We start from the raw sequence: 22,180 nt of genomic DNA, 5'->3' as shown, positions 1-22,180 counted from the left end.
AAAACAAACCATGATTCACAAGGTACTTATGACAGAAGCCACACAACTGAGGAGCCGGATGAGGCGAAAGTCTCACGTCCGGTTTTGAAGACGAGTTGAAGAGGTGACTCTTCAGCTTAGTTCAACAACTTTATGCAATTTCAGCAGGAATTGTCCCATGAAAGCATATTGGTCGCTGTTTGTTGCTAGATTTACACTGCTGTTGCAATACCGTGCTGCTGCTTTGGCAGGCATTGGAACTCAGCTTTTCTGGGGGTTAGTAAAAGTAATGGTTTTACAGGCATTCTTTACTCATACAACTTCTGCTCAACCTATGACTTTTCAACAAGCTGTAGGATATGTGTGGCTGGGACAGGCGTTTTTGATGGCAATTGTCCCTTGGGGAGGTGATAAAGATATTCAAGAACTCATCCGAACTGGTGCTGTAGGATACGATCTTCTTCGACCAACTGACCTTTATAATTTTTGGTTTACTCGCGCTTTGGCACTTCGCACAACGCCCCTGATACTTCGTAGCATTCCGCTTCTTGGAGTCACAATTTTTCTTTTTCCCTTTTTGGGGCTTGATGAATGGTCGCTTTCTTTTCCACCCTCCTTTGCTTCTTTTGTTGCCTTTTTTATCTCTTTTATTGGCGCAATTTTACTTTCGTCTGCATTGACTATGCTTCTGACTGTATCAATGATGTGGACAATTTCGGGCGAGGGAATTAATAGTATTCTACCTACTCTTGTTAGTATCTTCTCTGGCATGATTGTTCCGTTGCCACTTTTTCCTGAGTGGAGCAAGCCTTTTTTGAATGCACTTCCTTTTTCAGGACTAATCGACAAACCTTTTCGTCTTTTTACTGGTAATCTTCAACCAAACGCCCTGTTTAATATTTTACTGCATCAAACTTTCTGGATAGTTATCATTATTATCCTTGGGCGTGTTCTTGTGAGATATGGCATCAGGAAGCTTGTAATTCAGGGAGGATAAGTAAATAATTCGTAATTCGTAATTCGTAATTTTTTTTAGTAGGAAGATAGGTTATACCAATTCTGTATAAAGATGCACAGAATATTAAACGAACCGCCAAGTACGCCAAGAGCGCCAAGAATAGAGAGTTACTCATTTAGTGCAGCTTCACATTAAATTGGTATTAGGTAATTGATTTCGGGAGCATCTCAATGAGTGTAAAAACACGCCTGCTCTTGCGAATGAAATTCGCGGCTATACAAACAAAACCCACCTCCGTGGGTTTCAAATTCTTTGAGTCTGCGTAGGCGGACTTCTCTGCGAGACGCTACGCGAACGTTTGTGTAGCCGCGATTTATAATCGCTTGGTATATTTGCTTTCGTTGAGATGATCCCTTGATTTCGGGTAAAAGGAATAAAGCGACTATGAATGATTTTTTGCTTTACCTTCGATATATTTCTGTATCTTTCAAGTCGCAAATGCAGTACAAAGTTTCCTTCTGGCTGCAAGTCATAGGGCAGTTTTTAGTAACTGCTGTTGAATTTTTTGGAGTTTGGGCACTTTTTAGCCGTTTTAATAGTATTGGTACGTGGACTTTAAATGAAATTGCTCTCTTTTATGGAGTAGTTAATATTTCTTTCGCCTGTGCTGATGCGCTTGGAAAAGGGTTTGACTCATTTTCAACAATAATTAAAAGTGGAGACTTCGACCGTTTACTTGTTCGTCCACGCACCACAGCACTTCAACTTTTAGGTAAAGAATTTACTTTGAAACGAATCGGAAGACTGTTTCAAGGAATTGTTGTTATGTGGTGGTCACTTTCATCTCTCCACATTTCTTTAACTTTTAAAACTTTATGGCTTTTAGGCACTTCATTTCTTGGTGGGGTTACGCTCTTTGTTGGCATTGTTATTATGCAAGCAACCATCACCTTCTGGACTATTGAATCTCTCGAAATTATGAATATCCTCACTTATGGAGGAGTTGAAACGGCTCAGTACCCTCTTGCAATTTATAGCAAGTGGTTTCAGCGATTCTTTACTTTCTTAATACCGCTTGCTTGCGTCAGTTATTTTCCTTTGCTTGCAGTACTTGAAAAGGAAGATGCTTTTTTAGTGCCTTTGTGGTTTTGTTATGTATCGCCAATCGCAGGCATTATCTTTCTAATAGTTGCGCTCCAGCTTTGGAAAATAGGAGAGCGATACTATTGTTCTACTGGTAGCTAAACAAAATTTTAGTTGTGAACTCAGGTACATTTTAAATGAGCAGATCGTGCTTTTCTGAAGATTCTGATTAAATACTTTGTAGTATTACCTGATTCCACTAAACAATGCCACGGGAAGCTCAAATGAAAAACTCCAGGAAAAGTTGGTTACGTAAAAGACTCAAAATTACCCTGATTTTCCTGTTAGTGCTAGGACTATTGTTTGTGGGATTTTTCACCTACACTGTGCGTCAATCCTTTGCTCAAGAAAGTGGCACAATTCAATTACCTGAACTGAAAGCGGAAGTAACTGTCCAGCGCGATAAATGGGGAATTTCTCATATTTCTGCTGCCAATTCCCACGATTTATTTATGGCGCAAGGTTATATCCACGCCCAAGACCGCTTTTGGCAAATGGACTTTTGGCGACATATTGGTTCTGGGCGACTCTCAGAAATGTTTGGTTCTTCTCAGGTTGATACTGATAAATATCTGCGGACAATGGATTGGGCGAGGGTGGCACAGCAAGAAATTCAGGAAATTAATGCAGAGATGAAGGCATACCTGCAAGCTTACGCCGATGGTGTCAATGCCTATTTGACTGAGCATCAAGGCAGCGCCCTGAGTCTAGAATACGCTGTGTTAAAGTTTCTCAATCCTGGGTATAAGCCAGAACCTTGGCAAATACTGCATTCTCTGACTTGGGGTAAGGTAATGGCTTACGACTTGGGCAGAAATTTGGAGAGCGAAATTGAACGTGCTATTTTGCTCAAAACTCTTACCCCAAATCAAGTCGAGGAACTTTTTCCACCATACCCTAAAGACTTGCCAGTGATTTTACCTGAGTTGCAGCAAGGAAAAGGGGAAGCAGAGGAAGGAAGGGACAATAATGTTGAAGCACTTCTCAATTCTCCAGATGTATTATCTGCTATAGAGTCAATTACTAAGCCGATGATTGCTTTGGAACAACTCATCGGACCCACGGGAATAGGCATTGGCTCGAACAACTGGGTAATATCTGGTCAGCGAACGGCAACAGGTAAGCCAATCTTGGCGAATGACCCGCATTTAGGTGTGCAAATTCCCTCTATATGGTACGAGGTTGGTTTGCACTGTACACCGAAGAGTGCAGAATGCCCCTACAACGTTTCTGGCTTTTCCTTTGCAGGAATGATTGGGGTAATTATCGGTCATAGCGATCGCATTGCCTGGGGTGTCACCAATGTACAATCTGATGTGATGGATTTATACATTGAGAAAATCAACCCAAAAAACTCCAATCAGTATGAGGTCAATGGCAAATGGGTTGATATGCAACTCGTGCAAGAGACGATTCAAGTAGCCGGAAGTCAGCCGATTGTGCAAACGGTGCGCTATACCCGACATGGGCCGATTCTCTCTGATGTTTCGCCAAATCTAAAGCAATTCAAGTCAAATCAGCCGCTAGAATTACCGCAAAATTACGCCGTAGCCCTGCGTTGGACAGCCCTAGCACCTTCCAAATTAGCGTATGCCGTTCCCCAGATCAATCGCGCTCAAAACTGGCAGGAATTCCGCACTGCTGCCAGCAATTATGATGTCCCGGCTCAAAATTTGGTCTACGCTGACATTGATGGCAATATTGGCTACCAAATGCCTGGTAAATTCCCCATCCGCGCTAAGGGAAATGGGCGTTATCCCGTTCCTGGTTGGACGGATGAATATGAGTGGCAAGGCTATATTGACTTTGAGAAATTGCCCAAAAGCTTTAATCCATCCCCAGGTTATATTGCTACTGCCAATAATTTAGTTAACCGTGAATATCTTTACTTGATTACCGCAGACTGGGTTTATGGCTACCGAGCCAAGCGGATTGTTGAAATGATTTCACAACAAACGCAACCGATTTCCCTGAAGGATGTGCAGCAGATACAGGGTGATAATCGCAATCTCAATGCAGAGACATTAGTGCCACTACTAAAATCGATCGCTGTTAATACTCCCCGCTTGCAAGCAGCCCAAAAACTGCTGCAAGATTGGAATTTGCAGTTAGGAATGACATCGCCTGTTGCTGCCCTATTTGAAGTATTCTGGAAACACTTGTTAGCAGATACATTTCACGATCAATTGCCTGAAACATACTTTCCTGATGGAGGCGATCGCTGGTATGCTGTGGTAGCAAATTTGGTCAAACAGCCCAACAGTGCTTGGTGGGACAACCGCAACACCGCAAAAATTGAGAACCGCGACCAAATCCTCCGGCAGTCTTTTGTAGGAGCCGTAGATGAACTAGAACGAATTCAAAGCAAAGACCCGAAAAAATGGAATTGGGGCAAGCTGCATACCATTACTTTTCGGAATGCCACCTTGGGTAAATCTGGGGTTGCACCGATTGAGGCTTTATTTAATCGTGGTGCATTTGCTACATCTGGTAACGGCGAAACAGTAAATGCTAACCGCTGGATAGCAAACAAATCCTTTGAGGTGACTGATATTCCTTCACTGCGGATGATTGTAGATTTAGGAAATTTGGATAACTCAGTAGGAATTCACACCCCAGGGCAATCAGGACATGCTTTCCATAACCACTACAAGGATATGGTTGAACCCTGGCGCAAAATTGAATACCACCAGATGTTATGGGAATCAAAGAATGTTACAGCAAATACTACTGCCATACTGAAGTTAATTCCTAAAGTAGCAGGATAAAGGACAACACGACTATAAAATTTCAAATCAGGCTATTTGCGTGTAATTACATACGCATTCTCGAAAAAATGAAGTATAAAGTAACAGGGCAGAAAGAGAGTTAAAAACAAAAATAAAGATTCTTTTTAGAAAAAGTATTTTCGCCATCCTCCATTTCTACTGCCCAACTTTCACGAAACATAGTTGGAGATCATAGAACCTATGCAGCACGTATTTAAGCAAAGTTTTATACTTTCAGTCACTACTGCGATCGCTTTATTATTTGCAGGTTGTGGCGAAAGTAAAGTTGCTCAATGTAACAAAGTTATCAAGGTTGCCAATCAGGCATCTACTCTAGGTCAGGAATTCGCTAAAAATCCCAATCCTGCCAAAGGTTCCAAAGCTCTAACTGAACTTTCGGCTAAGATAGATCCACTTGCGAAAGAGATGAAAGCACTGGAAATTAAAGATGAAAAATTGCAAGGTTTCCAAGGACGCTTTCTCACACTTTATCAGAACATCAGCAAAGAATTGAATAATGCAGCAACAGCCATAGATAAAAAGAATCTACCAGCAGCAAAGGGCTTTTTGGTATCTCTGCAAAAGAGTAGTAGCGAAGAAAGTTCAATAGTCAACGAAATTAATAGCTATTGCTCTGGTAAATAATCAACTCTTGCTCCTACCTCTGCAATTATCAGTGCTGGATTGGGCAATGCTGTGGGATTAATTACCAACGGGTGCTTTTTCTTGATTGTATGTAATCGGCTCTGGACTAGAAAGTTAGAAGCTAGAAATAATGAATATACTGACTTCTAGCTTCTGAATCATTTGAGAGCGCTATATTGATTACTGAGGAATTAAGTACTTTACTCTTCGGTGTAGTCGTGAGAAAAACGTTCGTCTCTTGGAATTCTAGGATGATAGCGATTTAGTTGATTGCTATTAATTGGTTTTTTCTGTTGAGCAGGGATATTTCGCAAACCTAAATCTTTGAGGATTCTCCGAGCTGCAACTTCACCTGTTCTACAACCCCCTTCCATATACCCTTGGTAGGACGGAGAGCAGTGTTCGCCAGCAAAGAATAGATTACCTACACGTTTTTGTTCGGCTCCACTTATCCCTGTCCATTGTCCGACTAAATAGCAAGCATAGGAGGCTCGTGTATATTGCTCTCCAGGCCAATAGGCGCGAATGGCTTGAGCTTGACGCAGATTTTTGATTCCGGGGAAAATCCGATCTAATTGTGGTAATAGTATTTGGGCTTGAGATTCTGCTGAACCTTTGCCCAAAGATAAACCATGTTCACCACCAGTAAAGTTAGTAATCAGACCTTTGGAGCCTTTTTGGTAGCGACTGGGTTCCCAGGTGCTTTGAAAGCCTGTGTCAGTAAATGTTGCTGCTGTTGAGTTATATTTAGTGCGCCACAATTTTTGTTGATAGGCTGTAATTATTTTCGCATTTGCACCATATCCTAATTCTGCGATCGCTCCTGCGGCAATATTAAAAGCTTCTTGAATATTCATCTTTTAATCTTTAATAGAGGTAAAACTTTCTGTTTTAACAACTCAATTAAAGCAGGTTCTATATATTCATATTCATCTGGTATCTCTAAACATATAATTATTTTATCTTTCAGAAAAAGCTGAAAATTTTTGGATAGTTTATTTTTATGGGATTTTTCTATCACAAAGATAATATCAGCCCATTGAATAGCCTCCGTTGATAATGGTACTTCGGCATAGCAGTCTAAGTCTGCGGAGTCCGTTTCAAGTCCTTCATATTCAGAAAACACAGCCTCGGCGGTGGGACTTCGCAGTTTATTCTGGCTAAAGATAAGTAGCTAGGCGAGAAAATTTATAACTATGTAACGAAAACTTAACCATAGGTAATAGAGTTAAATTTTACGCGTTGTGTACTATAGTTTCCTTTTTCTCCCCTAGTTGTAACGCCATCAATGACCGCATAGGCAATGGTGGTATTTATCATACCAGCCATGTGCGTTTAGCCTAATTATTTCTGCTCGATCTACTTTCTGTGGTACATCCGCAGTTGTTAGCTTTAACAGAGTTCTGTCTTGCTGAAGAGTCAAGAATATCCTTAAACGGACGCCCATATATAAATCACCTCGGTAGATGCATTCTACGTATTTACTTACCTTCACATAGGTGGATTTTTTCGTGCCTACCTACTTAAACAGACCTTAAATCCTTATTAACCAACAACGCAGCCGAAGAAGCTCTTTTACGCTTGCGTATCGAGAGAGCACCAAACATAGTGCAAGTAAACACCGAACCTAGAATTGTTGAGGGTTCTGGGACAGTATAGACGCTCACCTGATTAATTTTAGATTCTATTAAGGTTAAACGAGTTAACTTATCGAAAGTACGGGAATATTTACCCTTAAAGCTAGTCAAAGCATATTCCTGTGTTCCGCCAAAAGATTTATCAATAGTAGTCTGATTTGAATCAAGAGTTATGTTACTACTCGGTTCAAATACAAAAGCATCATTGTTACCTATAGTTGATAAATTTCCAGAAATCTTGAAAGAGTCTAAAAGACTACCACTATCGCTGTCGTACAACTCATATAAGAACTCTCCACGAGCATTTGCACGTTCAGTCACTGCATCATCAATGGATGTTTTAAGGTTAAATAAGCCACTGAAATCAAAAGAAAACTCTTTGTCTACTATAAAATCATAACCAATGATCCCAGCAAAGCTTTCCGCCATCCCTGTATAGCCATCACCCTGACCTTGAGCTTGGCTGAAGGACAAATTGGAGGCAGAGTTGTTTGCATCGATATTAAACTTAGCCTCAGCGTTAGCATCAGCAGTTACTTGACCACCTGTACTAATTGTGTTGGTCAAAGTATCAGTCAAAGTCCTAACATCTAAAGGGCTGCTACTAAAGTTGTTGATGTTGAATTTTGACTCAGAATATGCAATGGTAGCAGCTTGGCTCGGTAAGGTTGCCAATATCGAAGTAGCGATCGCTGGAGTAGCCAATGCCAAAAAACGCTTTACAACTTGAGTGTATTTTTTCATACAATTTTTTGTTTCTCTTTTATGATGTTAAGATTGCAAATTTGTCACGCTTGTCTACTGCCTTACTAATGAGTAAGAGCTAAGTTTAGGCAAGCAGGATGCACAGCTTGGGAACTTTTCAAGCCATATTTGTCTGATGTAGAAGAAATCTTCTAGCTAAGGACTAATTTTTATTTACCATTTATGCACCTTTATATAAGTAATAACCGTATAAGCAATTTAGTTATTAAACTTGGGGTACAGTTAATTGGTTACATATCCATACTAGTCGTGTATCCACTAGTTTCTTGTAAAGCCTGAGTAAAAAAGAGCGTTTTTTAATTGGAATTTACGTAAGGATTCCGTAGGGAGAAGTTCACAAATTCAGTAGGGAGGAGTTCACATAAGTTCACATAAGTGATGTTGGTGCCAGAGCATCCTTTGATGAGCAAGCAATTCACTGTAAAATCAAGCAACGATCGCCTGTACCAATTATCGAAGTCAGGATTGGTATCAATACGGTTCGGTTCAAGTGCATAGTCTAAAGATCGCCCTTAGTCCTTAGACGGTGACAATCCCCAAAAGTGTTCGATTGCCTTGAGAGCGCCATAGGTATGAGACTGCATCAAGGAGTTATGGCAGTTCTCGTACAAATGAAATGATTAACCACAGCACATCTTTATTAAACTTCCCTGCGGGAATGCGTTCGCGTAGCGTCTCGTAGAGAAGTGCATCTGGGTTTAAATTTCAACACTCAATTGCCGCGATTTTAGGCAGAGCTGCACTAAGAATCATGAATAGCTAACGGCAACAACAAGCGACTGACTACCCGATTATCTGGTAACTGATAGAAATTCAACTCTCCTCCTAGTTCTTGCATGAGGTTTTGGCAGATCGCCAGATGTAAAGCTGGTGGTTGGTCGAGGTTGGAAGGAACAAGCACATCTTTAGGTGTATTATCATGTAGTTCCGTGAGTAACTGTGGTTCGATCGCACCGTTATATGTGATCGATAGTTCTAGCGATGTCTGATGTTCAGCCCCTCCAGTTGTAGAAGAAGAATATTTTATATCTAAGGGTTTTGACGCATCTAAACGGCGACACCAAATATCAATTCTGCTACCGGTTTGAGAACGGTTACAGGCAGTAACCAATAATTCATGGATAACTAATTCAATTTTGACAATATCACCAGCGATCGCCATTGCAGATTGAGCGCTGGAGGGAGGAACGCCTCTAACTAATGAAGAATTCTTGGGTGCTTCTTGCTCGTCAATTGGTTGTCCCAAACCATGTACACCAATCCACAGCTTTTGTTGTTTAAGTAAATTTTCGATCCGTTCGAGCGATCGCTTCAGTAAACTGGCTATGGGCATAGTTTCCCAACTAATGTGTAGCTGCCAGTGTTCGAGTTTTAGCATTCCACTCATCGAGGTGGCTGTATGATCTAACTGCCGCAGCAATAGCTGGTAGCGCATCTGAGTCAGTTCATTTGCAGGAATGCCCAAATCGTGTATTTGTTTAAGGGAATGGGCCGTTATTCTTTGAATTTCCTCTAGACGACGATGTTTGTACCAGTTGAGTTGTCGTAATTCTTCGGTTGTAGATTCTAAAAGTCGGGTAATTTGCTTTTCACGACGCCACCAGGCTAATTGAGAAATCAGAGTTGCTGTTGCACTGAGGTTTTGTTCTGACCAGCGACGCTCTTGATAGTCTACAAGCAACACGATACCAGTGGTTTCATAATCAGCAGTTGTACGTAATGCCATTACCAAAATTTGACTTTTGTCTGGAACATTCAACCATTTCCGGGTTTCTGGAGGTAAATTATCCACCTTCAAAGTCAGGTAACTTTCTGTAGCAAGTGCCCACTGAATTAAGGCTTCAGCCTGGATAGAAATAGATACATCAGAAAAAATCCCAAATTGGCTATTGTCAATCACTCCAGGAATAATTTCTGCCCGACTTTCACCAGGTGCCCAAGATAGCATTAGCGCGAGGGGACAGCCCAAAATTGAGGCTATTTGTTCGAGGGCTGTAGATTCTAAATGCTTTTTTTCGACCTCAATGCTGTTTTGGGATTGTGTCAAGATGCGTAAGCATTGCTCAAAGGCCTGGGAAGTTTTTTGCTGCTGGGTGGTGCGGTTATGTAATTGCCACTGACGAACAATTACACCAATCTGTTGACTGACAGCCCACAGCAATTCTTTTTCTAGAGTTGTCCAAGAACGATGGCTTTCATGAGTAATCAGCAAAAGTGCTGCTGGTATATGCTCGTGAGTGCATTTACAAACAAGTAGCGATCGCACATTATTCTCTAACAACGAGGGTCGCCAGTTAAAAAAGCGTAAATCTTCATCTAAGTTCTCAATTTCCACCGCTTGAGTTGAACTTTGCAAAAGCTGCCCATCTAATTCTTTGAGAGTATGAAGGGTAAATGTCAACGGGCGACGATTTTGGGGCTGACTTTGGTAAATAAATTGATAATTCTTCTGTTCGGGGTCATACTGCAACAGCAAAAAGCGGGTAGCACCTAATCGAGTTAAAACTCTTTTAGCACAACTATGTAAAGTTGTCTGAAGGTCATGTTCGCTATAGATACCTTGGGCAACTTGGCTAGTCAGTTGAGCATCCTCTTGAATCTGTTTGATCGTACTTTCCATGCTTTCGGTAGGTGTAACTAGGGAGATTAAACCAGCAACACCCTGGACAAAATTTTTGTCTGTGTCCGTCCAGATGCGAGGTTCATTGCTTTCCACCGCCAGAAAACCGACTAAGTTCTTTTGCCAGATAATCGGAGCTGCCAGGAGCGATCGCACCTTTAGCCGTTCCAGCAATTTAGCCGTAAAATGGCTTTTTAAAGAACTGCGGGCTTCACCAATGGAGACTATTTGGTTAACTGCCAAAGCATAATAAAAATCGCTCAAGTCTTGTACAGTCATTCCTGCTGCTTGCTGACTGCTAGAATTGCGATCCATTTTGACCAGCTGATTGCTCATTCGACACCAAAAGTAGCGCCCTTCTCGCTCAAACCAATAAACATTTGTCCGGCTGGGGGAGACAAACTTATGAGTTGCTTGCACCGCTGCTTCAAGTCTTTGATTCAGGTTGCTGAGAGTGCGTAAATTTTCTAGCAATTCTAATAATGGTTCGTCAGTTCGCCTGGTTTGCTTTTGGTGCTTATGCATCTCATTTTGATAAAGCACTGCCCCCAGTTCACCTAAAACCATCATCAAACGTGCTTTTGTTTCTCCTGTCAGTAAGTAACCCCAGCGTTCTGAACCCAGTAATACCAAGCCCAAGCAACGGTCTTTATAGCGAATTGGTAAAATAATCGTTCCTTGGATGTGGAATTTTTCGGCCATTTTTCGCCATTCGGCGGCGCGGATTTCAGTTTGCAAATCAGCTACGCCTAAAGGATGCTGTTCAATTACTACTTGTTCTAATAAATCCCCAGGACTAAGAACAACTCTTTGGCGTAAAAAGCTCATGTCGCGATCGGGTGTGATGCCTCCTTTTCCGAATAATATGTGATTCAGGCGATCGTAAAGAGCAATCCAAATCAGTTTGTAGTCAAACTCTTCTTTGAGATAAGAAATAGTAGTTTCAATCAGAACGTCAACATCATCTTCTTCTCTGAGGCTCTGGAGGACGCGCCCCAAAGAGAGGATCTGCTGTTCGGCGGCTATAGGTTTTTGCGGCTGCCCCATCTGATTTATTGGTTAACATAACTTGTAATATATAAGATGCCCAGAAAAGCACCCTGAGTAATATTGCCACAGGTGTTTGCTAAAAGTTGTAGATAACAGGTTCGTTAAAGTTAGATTATGGAGTGCTAGGGAAATGGGCGAAACTCCGTCTGATGCTCAAGAGGAGCAGAGACAAGTCTCAGAGGAAAAGCGAGAGTCTGCTGAAGATACCAGACTCTTACAAGAGAACGAGCGAGAGTCTGCTGAAGATACCAGGCTCTCACAAGAAGAGCAGCGACAGCTTGCTGAAGAAATGAGAAATTCTGCCGAAGAAACCCGGCAGTTTGCTGAAGAAATGAGAAATTCTGTTGAAGAAATGCGGCAGTTTGCTGAAGAAATGAGAAGTTCTGCCGAAGAAATGCGGCAGCTTGCTGAACAAGTGCGACTAGCTAAAGAAGAACTCCGACTAGCTAAAGACGAAGCACGGCAATCTAAAGAAGAACTTCGTCAAGCTAAAGAAGAACTCCGACAAGCTAAAGAAAAAGCGCGGCAGTCTACCGAATTAGCGTAGTGTTAAGGATTGAAATGGATATTTATCAACTTGCTATTCGTCCGCTTTTGTTTAATGTGGTAAAAACCGATTCAGAGTGGTTACATCAGCAGACGATTCGCAGTTTTAATTGGCTATCGCAAACTCCTGATAGTTGGATAAACCAACGCTTAAAGCAGTCTTTATGTCTGTACGATTCCCGCCTAGAACAAAATTTGTTTGGGCTAAACTTTCCAAATCCGGTAGGGTTAGCGGCTGGCTTCGATAAGGATGGAGTCGCTGCGGACATTTGGTCTAACCTGGGTTTTGGCTTTGCAGAACTAGGAACTGTAACTTTTCACGCACAGCCTGGAAATCCCCGTCCTCGTTTGTTTCGCCTCCCGTTGGATAAAGCTGCTCTCAATCGGATGGGCTTTAATAACAGTGGTGCAGCAGTAATGGCGGCACGTTTGAAACAAAGAAAGCATGAGTTAATTCGAGCGATACCCATAGGGATAAATTTGGGGAAATCTAAGATAACTCCTCTAGAAGCAGCCGCACAGGATTATCTCGATAGTTTTCGTTTACTCAAGGATTTGGGAGACTATTTTGTTGTTAATGTCTCTTCTCCCAATACACCAGGGTTGCGATCGCTTCAAGATGCTTCTATGCTCAGTGCCATCTTAGATTTATTACAACAAGAAAATACAACACATAAACCGATTTTTGTCAAGATAGCCCCAGATTTATCATGGGAAGCGATCGCTGACATTATAAATCTTGCTAAAACCTACCAACTGGCAGGAATTATCGCCACTAATACAACCATCAGCCGTGATGGACTCAAGACCCAGGTTATTGACCAAACAGGCAAATCACCCCAGGAAGAAGCCGGCGGAATTAGTGGTGAACCATTGCGCGATCGCTCCACTGAGGTAATTCGTTTTATTTGGCAGCAAACTCAAGGACAAATCCCGATTATTGGGGTTGGTGGTATTTTTTCCCCAGAAGATGCTTGGGAAAAAATTACTGCTGGTGCTAGCTTGATTCAGGTTTATACAGGTTGGATTTACGAAGGGCCAATGATGGTACGCCGAATTCTAGCTGGTTTAGTTTCCAAGTTAGAACAAAGCGGATTAAATTCCATCAACGAAGCTGTGGGTTTACAAACAAAAATTCTAAAATTCTAATTACGAATTACGAATTACGAATTACGAATTGTTTTACCCTTCTTCCTCCACTGGGAAAAACTCCTTAGTTTTTTCTGAGAATGACCAGGCAATACCATCAGGGTCTTTGCTGCGACTCCATTCAGGAAACTCTGGATCGTTTCGCCGTTTATAAACCGTGCTGGAATAGACATTTAGCCGTTTGGCGAGTTCAGATTGAATTAGAGAGCCAAAAATTAACTGTTTTTCCAGCGATCGTTTAGCTTCTTCATGAGTTGTCTGTGGTGGTGATTCGGTTTCTGGTTCCTCCTCCTGTGGGATTGGCGGTGGTGCTAATAGCGATCGCGCTGTTTTAGTAACTGGTTGAGCCGGAAGTTCTTTAACAGGCTCACTACTATCAAGAATATTGCCGAGAATGCTGGCAGTTATAAAGTAATAAGACTGCCCTGCATCTTCAGAGTTGACTATACTGGCACCAAATTCCGAGGCTTTACTATCCAAGTAGCGTTTTGCCGTTGTTCCAGGAAAATTGCCCCTGATTGCCAAGTCCATTGGCGTCAGTCTGCCCTGATTTTCACGAACTAATTGATGAAAAATTGGGTTAACTCGATGAGTCCACTGTTGCCATTGATATTCCTGCCAAAGCTTGAAGGCAATTACCAGCACAATTACCGCCAGTAAAATTCTCCAAGTGGCAACTAGGAAAATAATCAAAAACGAGATGGGCAAAAGTAGAACGAGAAAAGCCTTACCGTTACCTTCTATGGGTTTCTCACTCATGCCGATTTTTGCCAAGTGAATTTTAATAAATAATATTATCTATCTTGGCAAAAATTGTGGCACTTTTTTGTATCTTTTGGCAAAGTCGCGGCAAATGTTTCGGCAAAATCTTTACCCAGTAAGTGTTATAGGCTTATCACCCTTCTGCTCGTATAAGATTGGTCTGCGATGCCTACGGCGGTAAACTACGCGCGAAAGTTTTTACCAGAGAAAATAAGAGGGTTTTGATGAGAGCGATCGTAATACATCTCAGCTTTTCTTTCCAAAGCAATTATTTTAAATTAGCTTCCCAGACCCTTGACAACTGATAATACTAGCACTACATTTGTAATACAAGTCAACTTTCATGAGGGAGTTAGCTTTCACTAGTAGCGAATAGCTCAAATGGCAGAGCGCCCACCTTGCCTGCAAAGGCCGACGAATTGAGGGTTATCGCCTGCCAAGCGGGAGGTCGCGGGTTCAATTCCCGCTCCACTACACCAAATCTAGTACTGAATTTTAAATTTTGAATTTTAAATTTTGAATTTCCATGTGGCGGGTAGCTCAGTTTGGTAGAGCGCTAAACATCCTTGTTCACCCCTTGCCTGCAAAGGCCGACGAATTAGGGTTATCGATTAGGGTTCGAGAGGTCGCGGGTTCAAATCCCGCTCCGCCACCCAAAACTTAATTTTGAATTTTCATCTGGTGGGTAGCTCAATCTGGTAGAGCAATGAACGGGTTAATTCCCATAGTCCTTAGTTCACAAACTTGCCTGCAAAGGCCGACGAATCGAGGGTTATCGTTAATTCATAGGTTGCAGGTTCAAGTCCTGTTCCACCAGAGTAAATTTTGTGTTTTTAATTTTTATGTGGCAGATAGCTCAGTTGGTAGAGCGCTGAAAAACATCCTTGTTCATACCTTGCCTGAGAAGGCCGACGAATTAGGGTTATCGCCTGTTAAGCCGGATGTCGCAGGTTCGATTCCTGCTCTGCCACCTTTCATTTTTGCCCGCAAGGGCCGGGAGATGAAGCGATGAATTACAATTTTTTCACTAAAAAGAAGACAACTACACCCCAAAATCAACCTATCCGCGGACGAGAAGCAGAAATGGTTCAGGGACGTTCCGGCGGCTGGATATTTGATGCTGGTATTTGGAAAATGCTGCGCCGTTGTTTGTTGGTTGGCACAGCAAAAAGCACTTACTACGCTGGTAAACAGGAATTAACTGAGGATTTTGTGACAGTTGTCAGACAAGCTGTTGCTGAAAATCCCGGTCGTGTAGCGGAAGAAATTTTGTATGCTAGCGATGGACGCGCCATCAATAACAGTGCGCCTATATTAGCTTTGGTGCTGCTATCGATGGGTGAAGCACCAGAAGCAAAACAGGCGTTTGGTGAAATCTTCCCGCAAGTTGTCCGCACTGGTAGCCACTTCTACGAATGGTTGAACTACACCAAATCTCTGCGGGGATTTGGCAAAGTAGTGCGGGAAGCTGGTAAAACTTGGCTCTCCAGGGAAGATGTCAAAGGTTTAGCTTATCAACTGTTGAAATATCAACAGCGTCAAGGCTTCTCCCACCGGGATGCATTGCGGTTGTTCCATGTCAAACCGCCTACAGAAAATCACCGTCAACTATTTGAGTGGGTAGTTAGAGGCTGGGAAGAATTGCCAGCAGATATCCCCTCAGAGGCGTTGGCGCAGATTTGGTGGTATGAGTGGCTGAAGCGGAATCCAACTCAAACCCATGAAGCTATTTCCCAAGGACGCTTAACCCACGAAATGGCTGCACCTGTGGGCAAAATGGATAAGCTTGCTTGGCAGTTGCTATTTCAGGAAATGCCAATAGGTGCAATGTTACGTAACTTAGGTTCTTTAACTGAACTGGGTGTGTTACGAGCTGATGAAAGCGCTAATTTGCTGCAAGTGGAAGCAGTTCTTAATCGCAGAGAACATCTGCGTAAAGGCCGCATCCATCCGATTGATGTTTTGAAAGCACTCAAAACTTATGAATCTGGTGGGACATTAGGGCGCAGTAAGAAAACTTGGAACCCAGTTCCTCGGATTGTAGACATATTAGAAAAGGCGGTTGAACTGTCTTTTGATGTTGTGCAACCCACAGGTAAAGTGTTCATGCACGCCGTAGACGTTTCTGGTTCTATGGGTAGCATGGTTGCAGATATGGGACTAACTTGTTGTGAAATTGCTACCACAATGGCACTCGTAACAGCAAAAGCAGAGAAAAACTACATAATTCGCGGCTTTGCTACCGAATTCCGTGAATTAGATATTACCGCCAAAGATAGTTTTAGTTCTGCGGTTCGCAAAGTTAGCAACCAAAACTTAGGTGGAACGGATGCATCTGTAGCTTACGACTGGATGATCAAAAATAAGTTCAAAGCTGATGTAGTCTGCTTTTGGACTGACTCGGAAAGCTGGGCTGGGTATAAGCATCCAAGTCAAGCGCTGAAGGAGTACCGCAAAAAGGTAAATCCCAACGTCAAAGCGGTGTATGTCACCTTGACACCTTACCAAATTACTTTGGTAGATCCTGAAGATTCGCTGTCTTGGGATTTAGCAGGGTTCGACCCAGGTACGCCTCGGATCATCCAGATGCTAGCTATGGGTGAATTGTAGATATTGCTGAAGGTTAAAGGATGAAACACTTTATCCTTCATGCTTCATGGCGGGTTATCCTTGTTCGCAACTTGCCTTTCGGGGACGAAGAATTTAGGGTTATCGGTTACATCTCCACCATTGTGGGGATTAGCGGGTTCAATCCCCGCACCCGCCTTTGTTTGATTTTTACCTCACGCAAGAGTGCAAAGAAGAAGGCGATTTAATTTTTGAATGGTCGTTTTTCTATTTCAGCGATGGGTAAGAGTAGGGTGTCTTCGATGTGCGATGCGATCGCCTACCCGACTGAGGCGATCGCTATTTTTAAAAGCACAGCGATCGCTCATCATATATTCAACTACCGAATGGTTAATTAAATAATCCCCCCATGAAATTGATAATTGGTTTCCAAAAGATACCAGTTAACACATAGGGAGCATATTGCAAAAGCGGTAAGCTTGTCTGCTTTGATGGCTTCAGGGGTAAGCAATCCAAGAGAAAAGGCACTATACAGGTGAGTGCATAAGCAGTTGCTAAGGCTATATACCATTCAGGAGCATCTTTTCCTATGGGGCTAGAATAAATACCCAACATAATGAAAGAGATCATTAAAAACTGCTCACAAAAAAACCAGGATTGGGGCGATAGAAAATAAACTAACTGGAGAAAGCTTTTGTTATCTATTTTTTGTCGCATTCCCATTAATACAGCCCAAGTCGCAGCCCCAACTACGCCATCATCTTTCAGTCCATAAGTTCTTTGAAAACGTTTAATACCTCTTTCAGTTTCCCGACTAAAATATCCATCAGGTTCTTTTTTGAAAAATCCTTCTTCATTAAGGATAGTTTGCAGTTCCTTAATAGCATCCTGTAATTTTGGCGACATACTTTTCTGATTGCGGTAAAGCCTTGGGTAGAAAAGGCAAGCCCAACTTAGTGGCCCGACTACTCCATCCACCTGAAGATTATTGGCTTTCTGAAATTTTAGTACAGCCTCTTCTGTTTCTAAGTCAAATTTACCACTAATAGTTGAGAGAAAACCCTGAGCTTGCAGTCGTTCTTGTAGTTCATTAATTGATTCTTGTGCAGAGTTTGGCGAAAAGTCTCGGTATAATATGGGACGTTTATTGAATACACAGACTTGTCTTTCTTCTGGGAAATAACGTCGGGATTGTTTTAGTCCAAATAAGATACTTAAGAACCTGAGTGTTGTATTTTTCATAGTTTTGTTGAGCAAACAGTTTGGAGAAGTTTTAGATATTAGAAGCAGGCATTATCTGGAGGAACTCCCTACCTACTAAAGACAAAAATCAATTTAGATACTAATATACGAATATTTACTATTAATAGCCAGTTGCAAAGTTAACAACGTGTTAATACTTTGTAAGTTAAATAGATTGATACAATATCTGAAAATTTTGTCCGTTAAAATGTTCGTAATACAACTAAAATGTTCGTAATACAACATTTAATCAAAGACTAATAGGGCGATATTTATGTCAGAAGAGCCAGAGGGTGGGAATCTGTCTGAAACCTGGTATCAAAAGGTTTTACAGGACTGGGATATAGATCGTTTATTGACTGACTTTGAGTCTAGAATTCAAAAGCGATACAGACAAAATACTAAGAAAGACCTGTTACTTGGGTTGCTGTGTGGGTATAGCTTGACAAAGATAAGTAAGGACTTATGCAGGGAAAACGCTAGTGTGAGAGTGGGATTGAGCAATATCTATCGAGATATCGAAACTTTGACAGGAGAACCAGACAACAGCGTTAAGTCAAGCAACCTTATTTGCATTCTAGAGAGACATGGATATCGCAAAGGTGTTGCTGTCCCCCACAATCTGCCATCACCAACCTACACAGAATTTATTGGGCGCGAGGCAGATATGAAAAAGCTACTGGAACGCCTTTCGCCAGAGCATGGCGCTCACATGATTACAGTGCATGGCATTGGTGGCGTAGGGAAAACGGCGCTGGTATTAGCAGCTGCTTACGTATGTTTAGAAGCTAGTAACGAAAACAGTTCTGATGCACCCAGATTTGATGCGATTATTTTCACTTCAGCCAAACAACAGGAATTGATTCCCGATATGATTTTGCAACGGCAGCAAGGACAGCATAACCTGCGCGAGATTTTTCGCGTGATTGCCAATGCTTTAAGCGACTCTACTATTATTCAATCTCCTCCCAACGATCAATTTGACCGTGTACGCCAATGTCTTTCTAAACAGCGAACGCTTCTGATTGTGGACAATATGGAGACTATAGAAGACAGGGATAGGGATGAGGTTATAGAATTCCTATACAATTTGCCCATTTGCGTCAAAGTAGTAATTACTACCCGCGAACGAATTGCCCTGCTGCCAATCAGTCTGCGAAACTTGCCCCTGAATGATGGTTTGCAGTTGATTCAGCAACAAGCTGAAGAAAAAGGTATAACTATCCAAGATGAAGACTCTAGCTTGCTCTACGATCGCACTGGAGGAATCCCCCTCGCTATTGTCTACGCACTCGGTCAAGTCTCCAGTGGCTACTCTTTGAACTTCGTATTGGAGCAGTTAACCTCCGCTACAGGCGATGTGGCTCGTTTTTGCTTTGAGAAATCAGTGCAAGATACGAAAGGACAGCCACCCCACAAGTTACTAATGTCATTGGCGATTTTTCCTGACTCTCCTATCCAAGCTGCTGTGGCTGAAGTAGCTGGACTGACATCTGCTCCTGATTCCGTCAGTAAGGGCTTGGTACGTTTGCAGCAACTCTCGTTAGTGAATCTGAACCAAGAAACTAAGCGATACGAAATGCTCTCTCTGACTCGTGAGTATGCTTTAGCACAATTAGCTGCTTACCCAGATTTTGAGAAAGAAGCACGGAAACGGTGGGTGAAATGGTATCTAAATTTTGCTTACAGATACGGCGGAGAAGATTGGGAGGACTGGATACATTACAACAGGTTAAAGGAAGAGGAAGGAAATCTCCGCGAAGTACTCTATTGGTGTAAAAACCAAGACCATTATGCAGAAGTTAGGGATTTATGGTTGCTTTTGAACCACTACGCCAATCTCTATGCTTATTGGGACGATCGCCTCGATTGGTTGCAATGGCTGATAGAACAATCAGAACGACGTGGTGAATGGTCATCTTTAGTAAAATTCATGATCCGCAAAACCTGGCTGCTGATTCGGGAGTGTTCGCCCCAAAGTCTTACACAAGCAGACGAAATATTGCAGCGGGCATGGGTTTTACGCGACCATGCAGATTCATGCGTTCAAGCTGACTTAGCCGAAAGTATGGCTAGACTGCGAATCAGACAGAATAATTATATAGATGCACGCCACTGGCTAACGGTAGAAGAAAAATTGGTGATTGAGGCGAATCTAGACGAACGACAGCACATTCGCTATTTTATTCCCGTGCTTTATCATCGGGCTGAAATCTTTTATTCAGAAGGGGAATATTTTTTAACCAAGAAGCTATTTCAAGATGTGATGAGAAGTGCAGAAAAAATTAATTGGTATCGGGTGATTAATTCTGCTCAAAATTGGCTTGCTGACATTGCCATCGAACAAGGCGATCGCGATGAAGCTCAAAAGCTATTAATTAAAGGCTTAACTGTCGCCGAAAGCAGTAATAATAAACGGCGTCTGGCTCGTTATCAACGTTCTCTAGCCCGCTGGGAGAAAAAGTGGGGAAGTGTCCAGAAAGCTTGTCAATTATCAACTCAGGCTATTAATAGTTTTGAGCACTTGGGAATGACAAGGGATGCAGAAGAGATGCAAACTTTACTAGATTCCCCATAATTATCGGCAAATATCGCATTTCCAGTTGTTTTCTAGCATGGCTGCTGCCCAAATTAGGCAATGGGTTACACCTTGTCGCCAGCGATCGCACTTCTAAGTTTTGTACATCTAACAATATGCTTAATTTGTCAATAAAATGTAATATAACTTAGTAATCATTGGGCGATCGCTATTCTTTTCGATCTAAGACTATTAATGCGGCAATCTGCTAAATATTAGCCTGGTTTCATCCTAAATTGTCCACCCAAAGACAGTAGATGAAGTTTTGTGTAAATAACTATAAGGTATGAAATAGCTCTGCATTCCAAAAAGTGAAAAAGGAACAGATTTTTATGACATTTGATTACGATTTGTTTGTCATTGGTGCTGGGCCTGGGGGATTGGCAGCAGCTAAAAAAGCAGCTAGTTATGGTGTACGTGTCGCCATTGCCGAACAAGAAGCCATTGGTGGAACCTGTGTAAATCGCGGCTGCGTTCCAAAAAAGCTGATTGTCTACGCTGCTGACTTCGCCCTCAAAAATCAAATTGCACAAAGTTATGGGTGGAGTGACTGTCAAACATACTTTGACTGGACAGTATTTATTAAGTCAGTACATCAGCATATTGACAGCGTTAACCAATCCTATTTTCAACAATTGCAAAAAGCTGGAATTGAATTAATTTCTCAACGTGTCACTTTCATCGATACCCATACTATCAATATTGATGGACGCAAAGTTACAGCAGACAAAATTTTAATTGCTGTGGGAGGACAACCCCTTAAGCCCAATATTTCCGGTATAGAATACGCCATCACATCACGCGAGATGTTCCAGTTACCCTATCTGCCGAAACGTTTAGCAATTATTGGCGGCGGCTACATTGGTGTGGAATTTTGCAGTATGATGCACGCTTTCGGTTGTGAAGTGACGGTGATTGAAAAAGACGAGATGATTTTATCGGGGTTTGACGATCGCATTTGCTCTGCTGTACAACAGGGGTTGATTAAACGCGGAATTAAGTTTTTCACCAACAGCACTGTTCAAGAAATCAAATACTCAGAAGAGGGTTTGTTGTTAACTATTACTGGTGAGAGCCAAGAAATAATTACAGCAGATACCATTTTAGTTGCCACAGGTTATGCTCCAAATACCAAGAATCTTGGTTTGGAAAATGCCCATATTGAACTTGGCGAACATGGTGCAATCAAAGTAGATGAATACAGCCGCACCAGCCAAGAAAACATTTTTGCTGTGGGTGATTGCACCAGTCGGGTGCAATTGACTCCAGTAGCTAAGGCAGAAGGTATTGCCTTTGCCGATACAGTTTTTGGGAACAAGGCGCAAAAACTAAATTATGATTATGTGCCCACTGCTGTTTTTTGCCGTCCAGAAGCGGCTAGTGTGGGGATGACGGAGGCGAAAGCACGGGAAAAATTTGGTGAATCTGTAGAATGCTACTGTACTCAATTCCAACCACTGTTGTATCAGATGATCGAACAAAATGAGCCAACCATTATGAAGTTAGTGCTAAATAGTGATTCTGGGCAAGTTTTGGGCGCTCACATGGTGGGCGAACACGCAGCAGATATTATTCAAAGTTTAGGCGTGGCAATTCGCAAAGGCATTACCAAAGAAGATTTGGATGAAACAATAGGCATTCATCCCACAACAGGAGAAGAATTTCTCTCGTTAAATTAAAATCATGTGCAGGGCTGAGTGAAAAAGCCACAAACGAGAAGGGGGAAATCCTTCTTCTCATCTCCCTATATTCGTGCCCAATTATACTTTT

General features: G+C 42.1%; 16 protein-coding genes and 4 tRNA genes. 14 read left to right on the top strand and 6 right to left on the bottom strand.

Annotated features, from left to right (window positions below; genetic code table 11):
- Positions 1–157 precede the first annotated feature (157 nt).
- The 4 genes from AC1F2U_RS29740 to AC1F2U_RS29725 all read left to right on the top strand — a co-directional run bounded on the left by AC1F2U_RS29740 (position 158) and on the right by AC1F2U_RS29725 (position 5,493).
- On the top strand, positions 158–976 hold the full coding sequence (locus tag AC1F2U_RS29740) for an ABC transporter permease (RefSeq protein WP_480264406.1): 819 nt from the start codon (positions 158–160) through the stop codon (positions 974–976).
- A 405-nt stretch (positions 977–1,381) separates the two neighbouring features.
- Positions 1,382–2,182 (top strand): ABC transporter permease, encoded by an 801-nt coding sequence (locus AC1F2U_RS29735; protein ID WP_480264405.1) that lies wholly within the window; start codon positions 1,382–1,384, stop codon positions 2,180–2,182.
- Positions 2,183–2,304: 122 nt separating this feature from the next.
- Positions 2,305–4,848, top strand: coding sequence for a penicillin acylase family protein (locus AC1F2U_RS29730; RefSeq protein ID WP_480264404.1), 2,544 nt, complete (start codon positions 2,305–2,307; stop codon positions 4,846–4,848).
- A gap of 201 nt (positions 4,849–5,049) precedes the next feature.
- Positions 5,050–5,493, top strand: a complete 444-nt coding sequence (locus AC1F2U_RS29725) for a hypothetical protein (RefSeq protein ID WP_480264403.1) — start codon at positions 5,050–5,052, stop codon at positions 5,491–5,493.
- Between the two features lie 200 nt (positions 5,494–5,693).
- On the opposite strand, the gene AC1F2U_RS29720 is transcribed toward AC1F2U_RS29725, so the two are convergent.
- The 4 genes from AC1F2U_RS29720 to AC1F2U_RS29705 form a co-directional block, all read right to left on the bottom strand.
- Positions 5,694–6,350 (bottom strand): flavin monoamine oxidase family protein, encoded by a 657-nt coding sequence (locus AC1F2U_RS29720; protein ID WP_480264402.1) that lies wholly within the window; start codon positions 6,348–6,350, stop codon positions 5,694–5,696.
- Complete coding sequence (locus AC1F2U_RS29715) at positions 6,347–6,619, bottom strand: phosphotyrosine protein phosphatase (protein ID WP_480264401.1); 273 nt, start codon at positions 6,617–6,619, stop codon at positions 6,347–6,349. The genes AC1F2U_RS29720 and AC1F2U_RS29715 overlap by 4 nt, the downstream gene beginning before the upstream one ends.
- 397 nt (positions 6,620–7,016) lie before the next feature.
- The gene (locus tag AC1F2U_RS29710; protein WP_480264400.1) at positions 7,017–7,874 is read right to left on the bottom strand and encodes a PEP-CTERM sorting domain-containing protein; all 858 of its coding nucleotides are present in this window, start codon (positions 7,872–7,874) and stop codon (positions 7,017–7,019) included.
- A gap of 763 nt (positions 7,875–8,637) precedes the next feature.
- Positions 8,638–11,562, bottom strand: a complete 2,925-nt coding sequence (locus AC1F2U_RS29705; RefSeq protein ID WP_480264399.1) for a GAF domain-containing protein — start codon at positions 11,560–11,562, stop codon at positions 8,638–8,640.
- A 133-nt stretch (positions 11,563–11,695) separates the two neighbouring features.
- Here AC1F2U_RS29705 and AC1F2U_RS29700 point away from each other — a divergent pair, with 133 nt between their 5' ends.
- A complete protein-coding gene (locus AC1F2U_RS29700) occupies positions 11,696–12,112 on the top strand; it encodes a hypothetical protein (protein WP_480264398.1) in 417 nt (138 codons plus the stop codon).
- A gap of 14 nt (positions 12,113–12,126) precedes the next feature.
- The gene (locus tag AC1F2U_RS29695; RefSeq protein WP_480264397.1) at positions 12,127–13,260 is read left to right on the top strand and encodes a quinone-dependent dihydroorotate dehydrogenase; all 1,134 of its coding nucleotides are present in this window, start codon (positions 12,127–12,129) and stop codon (positions 13,258–13,260) included.
- A 33-nt stretch (positions 13,261–13,293) separates the two neighbouring features.
- Here AC1F2U_RS29695 and AC1F2U_RS29690 read toward each other — a convergent pair whose 3' ends face one another.
- A complete protein-coding gene (locus AC1F2U_RS29690) occupies positions 13,294–14,019 on the bottom strand; it encodes a hypothetical protein (RefSeq protein ID WP_480264395.1) in 726 nt (241 codons plus the stop codon).
- Positions 14,020–14,387: 368 nt separating this feature from the next.
- On the opposite strand from AC1F2U_RS29690, the gene AC1F2U_RS29685 reads away from it, so the two are divergent.
- The 6 genes from AC1F2U_RS29685 to AC1F2U_RS29660 all read left to right on the top strand — a co-directional run bounded on the left by AC1F2U_RS29685 (position 14,388) and on the right by AC1F2U_RS29660 (position 16,988).
- A tRNA-OTHER gene (locus AC1F2U_RS29685) sits at positions 14,388–14,501 on the top strand.
- Between the two features lie 50 nt (positions 14,502–14,551).
- Positions 14,552–14,678: transfer RNA gene (locus AC1F2U_RS29680), tRNA-OTHER, on the top strand.
- A 23-nt stretch (positions 14,679–14,701) separates the two neighbouring features.
- A tRNA-OTHER gene (locus tag AC1F2U_RS29675) sits at positions 14,702–14,839 on the top strand.
- A gap of 28 nt (positions 14,840–14,867) precedes the next feature.
- Positions 14,868–14,993, top strand: a tRNA-OTHER gene (locus AC1F2U_RS29670).
- A gap of 37 nt (positions 14,994–15,030) precedes the next feature.
- Positions 15,031–16,632, top strand: coding sequence for a TROVE domain-containing protein (locus AC1F2U_RS29665; RefSeq protein ID WP_480264394.1), 1,602 nt, complete (start codon positions 15,031–15,033; stop codon positions 16,630–16,632).
- 209 nt (positions 16,633–16,841) lie between these two features.
- Positions 16,842–16,988: a hypothetical protein gene (locus AC1F2U_RS29660; protein WP_480264393.1), complete on the top strand. Its 147-nt coding sequence runs from the start codon at positions 16,842–16,844 to the stop codon at positions 16,986–16,988.
- Here the strand turns inward: AC1F2U_RS29660 and AC1F2U_RS29655 are convergent.
- Positions 16,981–17,832 (bottom strand): peptidoglycan-binding domain-containing protein, encoded by an 852-nt coding sequence (locus AC1F2U_RS29655; protein WP_480264392.1) that lies wholly within the window; start codon positions 17,830–17,832, stop codon positions 16,981–16,983. The genes AC1F2U_RS29660 and AC1F2U_RS29655 overlap by 8 nt on opposite strands.
- 274 nt (positions 17,833–18,106) lie before the next feature.
- On the opposite strand from AC1F2U_RS29655, the gene AC1F2U_RS29650 reads away from it, so the two are divergent.
- Positions 18,107–20,410 carry an AAA family ATPase gene (locus AC1F2U_RS29650; RefSeq protein WP_480264391.1) on the top strand — a complete coding sequence of 768 codons (2,304 nt, stop codon included), beginning with the start codon at positions 18,107–18,109 and terminating at the stop codon, positions 20,408–20,410.
- Between the two features lie 332 nt (positions 20,411–20,742).
- A complete protein-coding gene (gene gorA / locus AC1F2U_RS29645) occupies positions 20,743–22,089 on the top strand; it encodes a glutathione-disulfide reductase (RefSeq protein ID WP_480264389.1) in 1,347 nt (448 codons plus the stop codon).
- Positions 22,090–22,180 lie beyond the last annotated feature (91 nt).

The sequence above is a fragment of the Nostoc sp. LEGE 12454 genome, from assembly GCF_056620565.1.
Note: the sequence above shows the minus strand (reverse complement) of the source record. Positions and strands in the feature narration are given on the sequence as shown.